Origin of the sequence: Streptomyces sp. NPDC001914 (genome assembly GCF_042891215.1) — a bacterium.
GTDB lineage: Bacteria > Actinomycetota > Actinomycetes > Streptomycetales > Streptomycetaceae > Streptomyces.
Genome location: NZ_JBIASW010000005.1, coordinates 274,186 through 289,152 on the forward strand (window position 1 = coordinate 274,186; position 14,967 = coordinate 289,152).

Genomic DNA, 14,967 nt, shown 5'->3' on the forward strand with positions numbered 1-14,967 from the left:
AGCGCGGAGTCGTCCGGGGCCCCGGCCCCCGCGGAGTCCGTGTCCGGCTCCTCGGCGAACTCGAACCAGATGCTCTTGCCCTGGCCCCGCGGGTCCACCCCCCACGCGTCCGCGAGCATCTCCACGAGCACCAGTCCGCGTCCGGACGAGGCCAGCTCCCCGGGATGGCGCCGGTGCGGCAGGTCGTCGCTGCCGTCGGTGACCTCGATCCGCATCCGCCGCTTGCCCGGCTCGCCCGCGACCTCGGCGACGAGCAGCGCGTCCGCGTCGGTGTGCACGAGGACGTTGGTGACCATCTCGGAGACGAGCAGGACCGCGGAGTCGAGCTGGTCGGCGGAGGCCCAGTCGTGCAGGAGCTCCCGCAGCTGCTGACGGGCGTCCGCGATCCGCTCGGGCTCGGCCTGCGCCACGCTCAGCATCGTGCGCCGCACCAGTGGCCGTACGGGCGCGGCCGTGTCGTCGCCGGCACCCTCCAGCGGCAGCCGGGACAGCAGCAGCACCGCGATGTCGTCCTCGCGCCGGTCGGCCAGCGGGCCGGTGGTGTGGTGGGAGGACGGCCCGTGCACGGCCTGGACGAGCGCGTCGGCGAGGGTCTCCATGTCCCCGTCGTGGGATTCGAGGATCCGGCGGATACGGCGCCAGCCGGTGTCGAGGTCGTGGCCGCCGGTCTCGATGAGCCCGTCGGTGCAGATCAGCATGGTCTCGCCCGGCTCGAGGAGGAGCCGGGTGGTCGGGTAGTCGGCGTCCGGGTCGATGCCGAGCGGCAGCCCGCCCGCCGTGGGCCGCATCAGTACGGTCCCGTCCGCCATCCGTATCGCGGGATCGGGATGCCCGGCGCGCGCGATGTCGAGCGTCCCCGTCGCCGGGTCGACCTCGACGTACAGACAGGTCGCGAAGCGCACGTCGGCGGGGTCCGCGGGTTCCTCGCCCGCGTCGGCGCCGCCGCTCGACCCGTAGGTCACCGAGTCGGTGACCCCGTAGAGGAAGCGCGCCGCGCGGGACAGCACCGCGTCGGGGCGGTGCCCCTCGGCGGCGTAGGCGCGCAGGGCTATGCGGAGCTGGCCCATCAGGCCCGCCGCGCGGACGTCGTGGCCCTGCACATCGCCGATGACCAGGGCGTAGCGGCCGGCCGGCAGCGGGATCACGTCGTACCAGTCGCCGCCGACCTGGAGGCCCCCGCCGGTCGGGACATAGCGTGCGGCGACGCTCATGCCGGGCATCCGCGGGCCGAGCGTCGGCATCATGGACCGCTGGAGACCATCGGTCAGCTCCCGTGCCGTCTCGGCGGCCTCCGCGCGGGAGAGGGCCTGCGCGAGCATGCGGGCGACGGTCGTCAGGACCGAGCGCTCGTCGGGCGTGAAGGTGACGGGGTAGGTGAAGGCCGCCATCCACGCGCCCATGGTGCTGCCGGCGACCGTGAGCGGCAGGAACGCCCAGGACTGCCGCCCGAAGCGCTGGGCGAGGGGCCAGGAGGCCGGGTAGCGGTCCTTGTAGTCGTCGGGGGTGGAGAGGTACACGGCACGGCCCGTGCGGACGGCCTCGGCGGCCGGGTAGTCCGTGGCCAGCGACATGTGCGAGAAGGGGCCCTCGTCACCCGGCTGGTGACCGTGGTGGCCGATGATCGTCAGCCGGTCGCCCTCGGCGCCGAAGACGGCGAGACCGTCCGGTGAGAATCCGGGCATCGACAGGCCGGCCGCCACCCGCAGCACCTCCGCGGTGGACCGTGCCTCGGCCAGGGCCCGTCCGGCGTCCAGGAGGAACGCCTCCCGCGAGCGGCGCCAGTCTCCGGTGACAGGGGTGCGCGCGGCGGCGCCCGGAGGCTGCTCGCTGACCTCCTGGAGCGTGCCGATCAGTTCGAACCGCCCGGTCGTGGGGTCGATGAAGGGCTTCGAGCGGCTGCGGACCGTGCGGAGCACGCGGCCGTGCTCGTCCATGATCCGCACGCGGGCCTCGGCGAGGGTGCCCTCGGCCACCGCGAGCTGCACCACCCCGTCCATCTCGTTCCAGTCGACGGGGTGGACGTGGGAGCGAGCGCCTGCCTCGGTGAGGGTCGTCAGTTCCGCCGGCAGGCCGATCAGCCGTGCCGCCTCCGGGTCGAAGGTGACAAGTCCCGAGGCGTTGTCCCAGCGCCACACGCCGGTGGCGAGAGTGGCCAGGACGTCCCCCACCGCGGGCAGGGGCTCACCAGTGCGCATGCGCCCACTGTAGGAACAGGAGATCGGTGCCTGCCACCGATGCCCGTCGTCGCACGGAGCGCCTAATGAGGGGGAGCCGACCTGACCTGCCCGGTACCCTGGGGGTGTTTCACGTGAAACAGCCCCCCAATCCGCGAAGACTGGATGAACCTCGATGCATCGGTACAGGTCCCACACCTGCGGCGAGCTCCGCGCCTCTGACGTCGGCAGCGACGTCCGGCTGAGCGGCTGGCTGCACAATCGCCGAGACCTGGGCGGCATCCTCTTCATCGATCTGCGCGACCACTACGGCATCACGCAGCTCGTCGCCCGCCCCGGCACCCCCGCCTACGAGGCCCTGGACAAGGTCACCAAGGAATCGACCGTCCGTGTCGACGGCAAGGTCGTCTCGCGCGGCACGGAGAACGTGAACCCGGAGCTGCCGACCGGTGAGGTCGAGGTCGAGGTGAGCGAGGTCGAGCTGCTCGGCGCCGCTCAGCCGCTTCCCTTCACGATCAACGCCGAGGACGGTGTCAACGAGGAGCGCCGGCTGGAGTACCGCTTCCTCGACCTGCGCCGCGAGCGCATGCACCGCAACATCCTGCTGCGTACGGCCGTGATCTCCGCGATCCGTCACAAGATGACGGCGCTGGGCTTCAACGAGATGGCCACCCCGATCCTCAGCGCCACCTCCCCCGAGGGCGCGCGCGACTTCGTGGTCCCCTCCCGGCTGAACCCCGGCAAGTTCTACGCGCTTCCGCAGGCGCCGCAGCAGTTCAAGCAGCTGCTGATGATCTCCGGCTTCGACCGCTACTTCCAGATCGCGCCCTGCTTCCGCGACGAGGACGCCCGCGCGGACCGTTCGCCGGGCGAGTTCTACCAGCTCGACGTCGAGATGTCCTTCGTCGAGCAGGAGGACGTCTTCCAGCCGATCGAGAAGCTGATGACGGAGCTGTTCGAGGAGTTCGGCGGTGGCCGTCACGTCACCTCGCCCTTCCCGCGCATCCCGTTCCGCGAGTCGATGCTGAAGTACGGCTCCGACAAGCCGGACCTGCGCGCCCAGCTCGAACTCGTCGACATCACCGACATCTTCGAGGGCTCCGAGTTCAAGGCCTTCGCCGGCAAGCACGTGCGTGCGCTGCCGGTGCCGGACGTGTCCGGCCAGACGCGGAAGTTCTTCGACGGCCTCGGCGACTACGCGGTCGAGCAGGGCGCCAAGGGCCTGGCCTGGGTGCGCGTGGGCGAGGACGGTTCACTGACCGGCCCGATCGCCAAGTTCCTCACCGAGGAGAACGTCGCCGAGCTGACCAAGCGCCTCTCGCTGGCCGCCGGTCACGCCGTGTTCTTCGGCGCGGGCGAGTTCGACGAGGTCTCGAAGATCATGGGCGCGGTGCGGGTCGAGGCCGCGAAGCGCTCGGGCAACTTCGAGGAGAACGTCTTCCGCTTCTGCTGGATCGTCGACTTCCCGATGTACGAGAAGGACGAGGACACCGGCAAGATCGACTTCTCGCACAACCCGTTCTCGATGCCGCAGGGCGGTCTTCAGGCCCTGGAGACCCAGGACCCGCTGGACATCCTCGGCTGGCAGTACGACATCGTCTGCAACGGCGTCGAGCTGTCCTCCGGCGCGATCCGCAACCACGAGCCCGAGATCATGCTCAAGGCGTTCGAGATCGCCGGCTACGACCGGGAGACCGTCGAGGAGCAGTTCGCGGGCATGCTGCGCGCCTTCCGCTTCGGCGCCCCGCCGCACGGCGGGATCGCCCCGGGTGTCGACCGCATCGTCATGCTGCTCGCGGACGAGCCGAACATCCGCGAGACGATCGCGTTCCCGCTCAACGGCAACGCGCAGGACCTGATGATGGGCGCGCCCACGGAGCTGGACGAGACGCGGCTGCGCGAGCTGCACCTCTCGGTGCGCAAGCCCCAGCCGAAGTAGTCAGGCTCCGCGTCCCCTGAGAGCGACGCACACGGAAGTGGCCCGGAACCGGCGATGGTTCCGGGCCATTCTCGTGTGGCGGGTGAAAACACAGCCCGTACCCATGCTGCTGACAGGTCGGCTCCCTACGGTCCCGCCCATGACTGAGACCCAGGAACCGACGCACGAAGGGAACATGACCCGGCGCAGGGTCGTCCTCGCGGGGGGAGCCGCCGTGGCGGCCGTGGGCGTGGGCGGCGCGGCCGCCGTGAACGCGTTCGCAGGCGAGGCCACGCAGGACACGGCGACGGCCGCGTCCGGTGCGGAGAGCTGCTACACGCTGACCTCGGAGACCACCGAGGGGCCCTACTACATCGACGCGGACAAGATCCGCCAGGACATCACCGAGGACCAGGAGGGCATCCCCCTGACCCTCGTACTGAAGGTGATCGACGCCGAGACCTGCAAGCCGGTCGGGAACGCGGCGGTGGACATCTGGCACTGCTCGGCGCTGGGCGTCTACTCCGGCTACGAGTCGATGAGCAACGGCGGTGGCGGCGGGGGGCCGACCGGCACGCCGACGGGCACGCCGACCGGCGAACCCCCGTCCGGCCCTCCCCCCGGAGGCGGCGGCGGACACGCCGAGCCCACCGACGACGAGCGGTATCTGCGCGGCACGTGGAGGACCGACCGGCACGGCCGGGTCGCCTTCAGGACGGTCTTCCCCGGCTGGTACCAGGGCCGGTGCGTCCACATCCATGTGAAGGTCCATGTGGACGGCACCTGGACCGACGCGGGTTACGAGGGCGGCCACACCTGCCACACGGGCCAGCTCTTCTTCTCGGAGCGGTCTGTCCTGGCGTCGGCCGAGGTCGCCCCGTACTCCACGAGCACGGTCACCCGCACGACGCTGGACGAGGACACGATCTACCCGGGCAACGGCCACGAGGGCGGGCTGCTGTATCTCGCCTACGACAAGCGGCACTTCGCCAGAGGTGTCCACGCCCGGCTGACGCTGGGTGTCGCCCCGGACGAGACCAACGACAGTTCCGACCCCGCGCCGAGCGCGTCGGCCACGTCCTCCTGACCCCTCGGCACCCGGAGCGCCGGGGCACAAAGGGTCCGGGCCCTTCGCCCCCTGACAGGCGAAGGGCCCGGAACACGGGTGTGCCGTGGGGCCACCCGTGCGGGGGGACGTGCTCAGGTGTCGTACGTGCCGTCCCACGGCTCCGAGAAACCGAGGCCGTCCGGGTACAGCTCGGCCCAGCCCTCGCCCTCGTCCACGCCGGTCTTCAGACCGAACCGGACCCCGTCGACGGTGAGTTGGAACGGCCGTATCGCGATGTCCGTGTACGAGCGCCGGGGCAGACTGCGGAGCAGCTTGGCCAGGTGGACGCGGGCGCGGGAGAGCACCGAGAAGTCGCCGTGCGTGTTCCGCTGCTGCTCGGCCCAGGTGCCGGCGCACCAGATCTCCGAGTCGCGGTGATGACCCTCGGAGTCGAAGGTGTGGAGTACCACGTACAGACGTTTGTGCTCTTCCCAGCCGTCGTCGGGACGGAACCCTTCGGGGAAGGCGTACGTGATCGACGCCAGGAACTGACCGTCCGCGTACCGGCCTATGGTCTCGGTGCGGTGCTTCGGTTCGTAGGCGATCGGAATGACCTCGGGGACTGCCATGGCGGAAACCATACGGGTGGCCGGGCCCCTTGTGGTGCCGGGGTCCATTACGGATCGGCGGCATTGGACAGGGGACGGCCCTCGCCGCCCTTCGCCGCCCCTTCACCCGGCTCTCACCTGGTCTTCGGCGACGGAGAGGGGACGGAGAAGGGGGCACCGGACGAGTCGTCCAGTGCCCCCTTTCCCGGTCGGTCAGCCTCAGGAGATCGAGCGGTATCCGCTCCAGCCGGTGGCTATTTTCGTGCGGGAGCCGAACGACCCCTTGCCGTCTCCGTCGTTGCGGTACAGGTTGCCGCCGGAGTCCCGGGAGACCAGGTCGGCCCTGCCGTCGTCGGTGATGTCACCGACCCCGACGACGGCGTTGTAGGAGGCGCCCCAGTCGCCGAACACCTTCACCCGGGCGGAGAAGGTTCCGTCCCCCTTGCCGTTGTAGCGGTAGAGGGTGTTGGAGGTGTCCTGGGCGAGCAGGTCGCCGATGCCGTCGCCGTTGAGGTCACCGGCCCCGACGATCTTCTTGTAGCCCTTCCAGGCGTCGTAGAGCTTCACGCGGGCCGACAGGGTGCCCGTGCTCGTCCCCTTGTAGAGATAGACGGTCCCGGTGGACGCGACGCGCGCGATCAGGTCGGCCCGGCCGTCACCGCTCACGTCACCGGGCGAGGTCAGGACGTTGTACTGCGTCCAGCCGCTGCTCGCGAGCGTCGTGTACGACGTCGTCGGCTTGATCGCCGCGTTGCAGCCCGGCTTGTACAGACGCAGGGCCCCGCTGCTCAGCCGGACGAGCACGTCGTTGCAGCGGTCGCCGTTGGCGTCGCCGAAGGGGACCACCTTGATGGACGTGGACCAGCCGGTGCCGGTGGTCTTGTTGCCGAACTTGCCCGTTCCCGTGCCCTGCTGGACGGTCAGGCCGCCGGAGGAGTTGAGGGTGAGCAGGTCACCCCGGCCGTCCGGCCCGTCGAGGCTGCCGTAGTCGTGCCGCACCGGCGCGCCTCCCTGGAGGAAGCCCTCCCCGGTCGCCGCGGTGACCGCCGAGGCGGTGCCGGTGCCGGTGGCCTTCAGGGTCCAGGTGAAGTGCCCGTTGGGGAAGCGGGTGTTGTCGACCGTCGTGCCGTACCAGTCCGTGGCCACCCGGGCCGTGGACGCGCCTCCGGTGACCGTGCGGGTGGCCCTGCCCGTCGCGCCGCTCTGGACGGAGGTGAAGGTCACCGACCAGGAGGTGACGGGCCGTGACAGCAGCCAGTTGCCGCGGAAGGGCGTGCCCCCGTCGACGTAGGACGGAGTGTCGCTCTCGAAGACCGTCACGGCCGAGGGCGTGACGCCGGTCCTGGCGACGTGCGTCCGCTCGTACAGATCGATCCAGGCCACCAGGCCCGTGTACTCGTCCACGGTCCACTTGAAGCGGCGGTCCATGGCGAGGCCGGTGTCGGGCACATCGGTCGCGAGCGCACGGCTGGTGCCGGTGGCCGCGTCCGTCAGCACCAGCGTGCCCGCGGCGCGGTCGTGGCGGACGGTGAAGCCGTCGCCGAGCAGCACGTCGCCGCCGCTGACCGCACGGGAGGTGGCGGCCTTGGTGTCGTACACGCCGGCCGAGCCGTCGCCGCACGCCCAATACACCCAGCGGCCCGCCGCCTGGAGTTCGCCCGGCACGCAGGCCATGTCCGCAACGGTCACCGTCGTGAGGGTCTTGTCCGCGGTCAGGCTGTACGAGGTGAGCTTGCCCGTCGTCGACGCGCTCCAGAGGGTCGAGCCGTTCAGCGCGGCGGCGCGCACCGACCGCTTCAGCTTCTGTCCCTGGCCGAACTCGGCGATGTACTGCATCGGGGCGGAGCCGCCGGAGTTGTAGACGGCGTAGTCGTCGGAGACGTCGACGATCGCACCGCCCGCCGTGTGGAACTCCAGCGGATTGCCGCCGAACGACATGAGCCGGTCCGCGTTCTCCAGACCGCTGCCGCCCTCGTCGCCGTCGTAGTAGGTCTGGAGGTAGACGTCCCGGGGTCCGTCGCCGTGGTTGCCCCACATCGCCGAGCAGGCGGTGCCGGAGTACGGGCACTCGGCGCTGACCGAACCGCTCTCCGTGGCGGCGGTCGCCGTCAACTGGCCGCCGACGTTGCCGATGGTGCGCCACGAGGTGGTGTCGGAGGTGCTGGAGGGGGCGTCCTCGGCCACGCGCAGGCTGCCGCGGCTGAGAGCCAGGCCGGTCTTGGCGTTCTCCGTCGCCGGGATCTGGGCGAGCTGGTCCAGGCCGGGCGTGCCGTCCGCGGCCTCGGTGAAGCGCCGCACCCACCAGTCGCTCGCGCCGGTGCCACCGGTGACGAGGGCACTGTTGCCGGACGCGCGGAGCGCGTACGCCCCCGCCTTGGCCGCCAAGGTCTGTGCGGAGCCGTCCTTCAGGGAGACCGCCCGCAGCTCGCTGGTGCCGGTGCCGGTGTGCAGCGGGAGCAGCAGCCAGTCGCCGGCGAGCACCGGGGTGCCGTCGAGCTGGACGCCGGGTGAGGGCAGGTCGATCAGCTGCGCGTCGGCGCCGGGGTCGCTGCGGGGCTTGAGGTGCAGGTTGCCGCTGGCCGTGTCGTACCAGCCGATCCGGTCGTCGTCGAGGAGGGCGTACTGCCCCGAACCGGGGCTGGGGAAGGCCTGGACGGCGGCGGCCGTCGCCAGGTCGAGGTAGTAGACGTTGCTGCCGAGGTCGATCAGCGCGCCGTGCGCGTCGGCCGCGCTGACGGCGAGCGAGTTGATGCGCATGAAGTCCGGCGTGATCGGGCGCGAGCGCCAGGTGCCGTCGACGCGGTCGTGCACCGAGTACTCGGTGAGGACCGTCCGTCCGGCGAGCCCCCGGTACGCCTCCTTCGTGGTGATGGAGGTGGAGGTCCGGGTCGCGGGGTCCCACAGCGCGACGGAGCCGGCCGAGGGCAGTGCGACCAGGTCGCTGTCGCTGCCGTACCAGGCGACCGCGCAGTTCACCCCGCCGAGGCTCGCGCAGGAGCCCGAGGGGACGTACACCCCGTCGGCGTTCTTGACGACGGTGCTGGTGCCGTCGGTGTAGTCGGTCCAGACGAGTCCGGTGACCCCGGTCTGCCGGTGCAGGAAGCCGCTCGTCCCGGCCACCAGTGGGCGGTCGGCGCGCGGCTGGGTGCCTGCGGGGTCGGTCAGGGTGATCTCGGAGGTGGACCCGGCCGGTGCGGCCGGGTCCGCCGAGGCGCCGTTCTGTGGCAGAACGGCGAGGGTGGCGGCCGCCACGGCGACCGCGATGGAGGAGACGGCCGCGGCAAGGCCGCGCCGTCTCGGGGCGTGTCTGCCCACGTGCGAAGTCCCTCCCCGCGAGGGCACTCGCCCTCGCCAAGTGAGCGGACTTTACCAGCCCTTTTACCGCCCTTGACGGGTGGGTGGGCTCCTGCGCGCGCGGGGCTTCCGTCAGCCCTGCTCGCCGCCGAAACGCTCCTTGTACGACTCCAGGTCCTCGTCCGTGATCTTGGCGAAGAGGACCGGGGGAACCGTGAAGGGGGTGCCGGCGGGCAGGAAGGACAGGGCGCGGGCCTCGTCGGCGCCCACCCAGGTCGCCGTGTCGTCCGCGAGGGCGAAGGCCGAGCGCATCGCACGGGCGGACGCCGGGATGAAGGGCTCCGAGACCACCGAGTACAGGTGGATCAGGTTCATCGCCGTACGCAGCGTCAGGGCCGCGCCCTCCGGGCTGGTCTTGATCTCCAGCCAGGGGGCCTTCTCCTCCAGGTAGGAGTTGCCCGCGGACCACAGGGCGCGCAGCGCGGCGGCCGCCTTGCGGAACTGGAGGGCCTCCATCTGGGTCTCGTACTCCGCGAGCAGGCCCGCGATCTCGGTGCCCAGCTTCGCCTCGGCCTCGCCGGCCTCGGCACCGGCCGGGACCTCCTCGCCGAAGCGCTTCTTGGAGAAGGACAGGACGCGGTTGACGAAGTTGCCGAGGGTGTCGGCCAGGTCCTTGTTGACCGTGGTGGTGAAGTGCTCCCAGGTGAACGACGAGTCGTCCGACTCGGGGGCGTTGGCGATCAGGAAGTAGCGCCAGTAGTCGGCGGGCAGGATGTCCAGGGCCTGGTCGGTGAAGACGCCGCGCTTCTGGGACGTGGAGAACTTCCCGCCGTAGTACGTCAGCCAGTTGAAGGCCTTGACGTAGTCGACCTTCTTCCACGGCTCGCGCACGCCCAGCTCGGTGGCCGGGAACATGACGGTGTGGAAGGGGACGTTGTCCTTGGCCATGAACTGCGTGTAGCGGACCGGGTTCTCGCCGGAGTCCGCGTCGTACCACCAGGACTTCCAGTCGCGGTTCTCCGTGTCCTGGTCGGACCACTCCTTCGTCGCGCCGATGTACTCGATCGGGGCGTCGAACCAGACGTAGAAGACCTTGCCCTCGGCGGCCAGCTCGGGCCAGGTGTCGGCCGGGACCGGGACACCCCAGTCCAGGTCACGCGTGATCGCGCGGTCGTGCAGGCCCTCGGTCAGCCACTTGCGGGCGATGGAGGAGGCGAGCTGCGGCCACTCGGACTCGTGGCGCGCCACCCACTCCTCGACCTCGTGCTGGAGCTTCGACTGGAGGAGGAAGAGGTGCTTGGTCTCACGGACCTCCAGCTCGGTGGAGCCGGAGATCGCGGAGCGCGGGTTGATCAGGTCGGTCGGGTCGAGCACGCGGGTGCAGTTCTCGCACTGGTCGCCGCGCGCCTTGTCGTAGCCGCAGTGCGGGCAGGTGCCCTCCACGTAGCGGTCCGGCAGGAAGCGGCCGTCGGCGGGCGAGTACACCTGCCGGATCGCGCGCTCCTCGATGAAACCGTTCTCGTTCAGGCGGCGCGCGAAGTGCTGGGTGATCTCGCGGTTCTCCGGGCTGGAGCTGCGGCCGAAGTAGTCGAAGGCCAGCTCGAAGCCGTCGTACACGGCCTTCTGCGCGTCGTGCGCCTGCGCGCAGAACTCGTCGACCGGCAGACCGCGCTCCTTGGCGGCCAGCTCGGCGGGGGTGCCGTGCTCGTCCGTCGCGCAGATGTACAGGACGTCGTGGCCGCGCTGGCGGAGGTACCGGGAGTACACGTCCGCCGGGAGCATGGACCCCACCATGTTGCCCAGGTGCTTGATCCCGTTGATGTACGGAAGGGCGCTGGTGATGAGGTGTCGAGCCATCGCGGGCTGCTCCCAGGTCGCTGCGTGGGGCGACGATCGCGTCCGGTTTCCGGTGGGCCGGTCGTCGCCGGTGAACCTTGAAATCGTAGCCGACATGGGTGGGCCGCCCGCTTCCCGTTTTAAGGCGTGGGAAGCGGGCGGCCGGGGTGGTGCGCCGACGAGCGGTTACGGGCGCCAGTTCTCCAGCACGCCGTCGTAGACCTCGACGTCCGTCAGCTCGCGCGGGGTCGGGCCCGCGTGGAAGAAGGCCGTGTTCCCGGTCTTCAGCTTGCGCAGGTAGTCGAAGGCCTTGTTGTCGTGCTCGCCGAAGGCGACGAACGAGAAGAAGACGTCCGGGTGGTTCTTCGCCGCGTCTGTGAGGGACTGGGTGGCGGGGGTCTTGGCGTCGGGGGCGCCGTCCGTCTGGAAGATCACCAGGGCCGGGTCGGTGGAGCCGGAGCGCTGGTGGTGGGTGACGACCTCCTCCACGGCGACGTGGTAGCTCGTACGGCCCATGCGGCCGAGGCCGGCGTGCAGGTCGTCGATCTTGTTCTCGTGCTCGGTGAGCGTGAGGGTGCCGGTGCCGTCCAGCTCGGTGGAGAAGAAGACGACGTGGACCGTCGCGGCCGGGTCCAGGTGGGCGGCCAGGGCCAGGGCCTGCTCGCCGAGGGCCTGGGCGGAGCCGTCCTTGTAGTAGGCGCGCATGGACGAGGAGCGGTCGAGGACCAGGTAGACCTTGGCGCGCTTGCCGGTGAGGTCGTGCTTCTGGAGGGCTGTGCCGGCCTCCTGGTACGGGGTGACCAGGGCCGGGGCCTCGGCCTTGACCTGGTCCAGGGCATCCGGCTCCGCCGCGGTCACCGGCTCCGCCTCGGCGACGGGCTCCGCCTCGGCAACCGGCTCGGCCTCCGCCTCGGGGGCGGCCTCGACCTCCGTGGCGACCGGCTCGTCCGTGGCTTCCGCCTCGGCTTCGCCTTCGGCGGTGTCGTTCCCACCCGCACCACCCGTGCGGCTTTCGTCGTCGGCTGCGGGTGCCTCCTGTGGGGCCTCGCCGCCGTCGGCGACCGCGGGCTCGTCCACGGCAGCGGCCTCGGCGACCGGCTCCACGGCCGGCTCCGCCTCGGGCTCGGAGGCGACCTCGGCCACGGGCTCGGCAGCCGGCTCCGCCTCGGCGGCGGGCTCAACCTCGGTCACGGGCTCGTCCACGGCAGCGGTCTCGGCGACCGGCTCCGCCTCGGGCTCGGAGGCGACCTCGGCCACGGGCTCGGCAACCTGCTCCGCCTCGGCGGCGGGCTCAACCTCGGTCACGGGCTCGTCCACGGCAGCGGTCTCGGCGACCGGCTCCGCCTCGGGCTCGGAAGCGACCTCGGCCACAGCCTCGGGAGCCGGCTCCGCCTCGGCGACAGGCTCCGCCTCGGCCACGTGCTCGTCCTCGGCCACGGGCTCGGCGGCCGGCTCCGCCTCGGCGACGGGCTCGACCTCGGCCACGGGCTCGGCTTCGGCTTCGGCGGCGGGCTCGATCTCGGCCTCGGCGGCGGCGACCGGCTCGGCCTCGGGCGTGGCCTCGGGGGTGGTCGGGGTTTCCTGGCTGGTGGGTTCCGCCGGGGGCGTCTGCTTGGGGACCGTGACGTTGTCGAAAGCGGCCGACACCAGTTCGTCGACCACCGACGGCTCGGGCTCGGAGGCCGGTGCCGGGATTCTCGGCTCGGCCTCGGCCACCGGGGCGGAGGTGGAGGCCGGCTCGGCCTCGGGGGAATGTGTCGGCTCCTCGGCGGGAGCCGGGACCGTCGCCGTCGACGTGGCCTCTCGCGAGGTCTCCGCGTCGGCGTCACGACCCTTGCGTGAGCGGCCGAACGCATTCCGCAGGAGAGTGAGAATGCCCATGTGCGCAACCCTTCGCGTGAGTTGATCCCGTCAATCCCTGGCCAGGACGGACACGTAAGGTTAGCGGCCATAGATGGTGATCTTCGGCAGGGGCGGCGCTCCGGACAACCGTCGCGTCAACCCCCCTACAGCGCCCACGGGTTCACTTTCCTACCATGGTGATTTGTCGGAATTCTGAGTTCCGTCCGTCCCGCGCGCAGCCGGCTCGGGACGATGGCCGAATAGTCGGTGCCGACGCCTCCCGTGTCAATGCGGTGAGGCGATCGCCCTGGCCGCCGCGACCTCCTGCCGCACCGGTTCGAGGACGCTGCCCGCGGGCCCGGTGAGATCGGTGGGGACGGCGAAGAGCACGTCCGTCTCGCGCAACCCCTCGGACAGTTCCCGGAGCTGGCGCGCGATGGAGGTGATCTCGGCGGCGGACGGCTCGGCCGCGCCCTGCCGGACCCGGACCCGGGCGGCGGTCGTCGCGTCCACGATCCGTTCGACGGCGACGACGAGCGGCATCCAGGCCGCGGCGCGGCGCCCGTTCGGCGGCGGTTCGGTCAGCGCCCGCTGGAACTCCGTACGGATGGAGGACAGGTCGCGGTACAGCCGGCGCCTGCTGCGGGCGCGGGCCGCCGGCTCGGCGGCGTCCCCGAAGGCCAGCTCGACGTAACCGGCGGTGTCGGCGACCGCGTCCGCGAGCCGGTCGCCGACCCGGGCGTGCCAGCTCTCCGGCCAGAGCAGATATCCGGCCACCAAGGCGATGCCGCAGCCGATCAGGGAGTCGACGAGACGGGGGACGATGAGCCCGGTGCCCTGGTGGTTGAGGATGTCGGACAGCAGCAGGATCACCGGGGTGATGGCGGCGGTCTGATAGCCGTAGCCGCGCGGCGTCAGCGCGGGGATGAGCACGCCGAGCACCATCAGCACGGGCACGTCCCACCAGCCGCGCGGCACCAGCGTCAGCACGGTCGCCGCGACCACGAGGCCCGCGACCGTGCCGAGGGCGCGCAGCAGCGCCCGGGAGAAGACGGAGCCGTAGTCGGGCTTCATGACGAAGGTGATGGTGAGCGCCACCCAGTAGGAGCGCGGCACGTCGACGGTCGAGACGAGCACCTGGCCGATGCCGATGCACAGGGCGAGGCGGGTGCCGTAGCGCCAGGAGGCCGCCGACAGCAGGACGTTGCGGGTGGCGCGGGCGGCGCGGACGCGCAGCGCGGCGGGCCGGCCGAGGCGGTCGTCGAGGGCGTGCGGGTCGGGGGACCGGTCGGTCACGACACGGGCGGCGTGCCGCAGGGCGTGGTCGACGGCGCGCCCGGTCTCGTCCGCCGGGGCGGGCAGCCGCAGTTCGAGGGGTTCGGTGCGGCCGCTCTCGACGGCGTCGGCGAGCAGATGGACGGCGGCGGGGATGGCGGCCGGCAGGGGTTCGGCCCGCTGGTGGGCCGCCGGGGCGGCCTCGACGACGGGGGTGACGGCGTTGAGCTGGGCGAGCAGCCGGACGAGGTCGGGGCTGCGTCCGTGGTGGAACGCGCGCCGGGCGAGGACGAGGTCGTACGACTCGTTCAGGGATCGGGTGACGGCGAGGCGCAGACGGTCGTAGTCGTCGGTGCCGCTCGCGGCGAGCTGGTCCGCGACGGTGCGGTAGGTGCCGGCGACGGCGGACCGCTCCGGAACCCCGGAGCGCAGCGGCCAGGCGAGCAGGGCCAGCGCGAGCACGAGGAGTCCGCCGCCGGCCATCAGCAGCGGGGCGAGCCACCAGGGGCCGGGCAGCGGAAGTCCGGCGCCGATCACGCAGTTGAGGAGCAGCAGGAGTCCCGTGACGGAGGCGACGGCGCCGATCGACGAGATCATCCCGGAGACCAGCGCGACCACGGTGACGGTCGCGACGGTGGTCCAGCCGTGCCCGTGGACCGCCGCGCCGATCGTGACGCCGATCGCGCCGAAGAACTGCGGGACGGCGATGTTGAAGATCCGCATGCGGTACGCGTCCGCGGTGTCGCTGATGACTCCGGACAGCGCGCCCATGGAGGCGAGGGCGCCGTAGGAGGGCTGTCCGCAGGCGAGTCCGACGGCGAGGGGGAGCGCGAAGGCGACGCCGGCGCGGGCGGCCGCGGCCCGGTTGACGGGGGCCCGCTGCGGCCGGAGGTTCCTGACCAGCCAGTCGGGAGGGGTGAGGCCGATGGGGAACTCGCGGGACATGCCCCAAGTATGGCGGTTTCCCCGGAG

Annotated in this window: 7 protein-coding genes and 1 pseudogene; 2 read left to right on the forward strand and 6 right to left on the reverse strand. The window is 71.6% G+C overall.

The window, feature by feature from the left end; translation table 11 throughout:
* Positions 1 to 14 precede the first annotated feature (14 nt).
* A pseudogene (locus tag ACFYYF_RS16820) lies at positions 15 to 2,195 on the reverse strand (SpoIIE family protein phosphatase); the annotation flags it as partial.
* A gap of 154 nt (positions 2,196 to 2,349) precedes the next feature.
* On the opposite strand from ACFYYF_RS16820, the gene aspS reads away from it, so the two are divergent.
* Both aspS and ACFYYF_RS16830 read left to right on the forward strand, forming a co-directional pair.
* The gene (gene aspS / locus ACFYYF_RS16825) at positions 2,350 to 4,113 is read left to right on the forward strand and encodes an aspartate--tRNA ligase (RefSeq protein WP_365479107.1); all 1,764 of its coding nucleotides are present in this window, start codon (positions 2,350 to 2,352) and stop codon (positions 4,111 to 4,113) included.
* 139 nt (positions 4,114 to 4,252) lie between these two features.
* Positions 4,253 to 5,179 carry an intradiol ring-cleavage dioxygenase gene (locus tag ACFYYF_RS16830; protein WP_388776225.1) on the forward strand — a complete coding sequence of 309 codons (927 nt, stop codon included), beginning with the start codon at positions 4,253 to 4,255 and terminating at the stop codon, positions 5,177 to 5,179.
* Positions 5,180 to 5,292: 113 nt separating this feature from the next.
* Here the strand turns inward: ACFYYF_RS16830 and ACFYYF_RS16835 are convergent, their stop codons facing one another.
* The 5 genes from ACFYYF_RS16835 to ACFYYF_RS16855 all read right to left on the reverse strand — a co-directional run bounded on the left by ACFYYF_RS16835 (position 5,293) and on the right by ACFYYF_RS16855 (position 14,940).
* Positions 5,293 to 5,769 (reverse strand): hypothetical protein, encoded by a 477-nt coding sequence (locus ACFYYF_RS16835; protein ID WP_388776227.1) that lies wholly within the window; start codon positions 5,767 to 5,769, stop codon positions 5,293 to 5,295.
* Positions 5,770 to 5,967: 198 nt separating this feature from the next.
* Positions 5,968 to 9,063: an FG-GAP repeat domain-containing protein gene (locus ACFYYF_RS16840; RefSeq protein WP_388776230.1), complete on the reverse strand. Its 3,096-nt coding sequence runs from the start codon at positions 9,061 to 9,063 to the stop codon at positions 5,968 to 5,970.
* A gap of 111 nt (positions 9,064 to 9,174) precedes the next feature.
* On the reverse strand, positions 9,175 to 10,899 hold the full coding sequence (gene metG / locus ACFYYF_RS16845) for a methionine--tRNA ligase (RefSeq protein ID WP_388776233.1): 1,725 nt from the start codon (positions 10,897 to 10,899) through the stop codon (positions 9,175 to 9,177).
* 165 nt (positions 10,900 to 11,064) lie between these two features.
* A complete protein-coding gene (locus ACFYYF_RS16850; RefSeq protein WP_388776236.1) occupies positions 11,065 to 12,759 on the reverse strand; it encodes a VWA domain-containing protein in 1,695 nt (564 codons plus the stop codon).
* A 246-nt stretch (positions 12,760 to 13,005) separates the two neighbouring features.
* Complete coding sequence (locus ACFYYF_RS16855) at positions 13,006 to 14,940, reverse strand: FUSC family protein (protein ID WP_388776239.1); 1,935 nt, start codon at positions 14,938 to 14,940, stop codon at positions 13,006 to 13,008.
* Positions 14,941 to 14,967 lie beyond the last annotated feature (27 nt).

What these genes read in the sequence shown, in the direction of transcription:
- aspS (WP_365479107.1), top strand. Translation starts at nt 2,350, where the DNA reads ATGCATCGGTACAGGTCCCACACCTGCGGCGAGCTCCGCGCCTCTGAC.
- ACFYYF_RS16830 (WP_388776225.1), top strand. Translation starts at nt 4,253, where the DNA reads ATGACTGAGACCCAGGAACCGACGCACGAAGGGAACATGACCCGGCGC.
- ACFYYF_RS16835 (WP_388776227.1), bottom strand. Translation starts at nt 5,769, where the DNA reads ATGGCAGTCCCCGAGGTCATTCCGATCGCCTACGAACCGAAGCACCGC.
- metG (WP_388776233.1), bottom strand. Translation starts at nt 10,899, where the DNA reads ATGGCTCGACACCTCATCACCAGCGCCCTTCCGTACATCAACGGGATC.
- ACFYYF_RS16850 (WP_388776236.1), bottom strand. Translation starts at nt 12,759, where the DNA reads ATGGGCATTCTCACTCTCCTGCGGAATGCGTTCGGCCGCTCACGCAAG.
- ACFYYF_RS16855 (WP_388776239.1), bottom strand. Translation starts at nt 14,940, where the DNA reads ATGTCCCGCGAGTTCCCCATCGGCCTCACCCCTCCCGACTGGCTGGTC.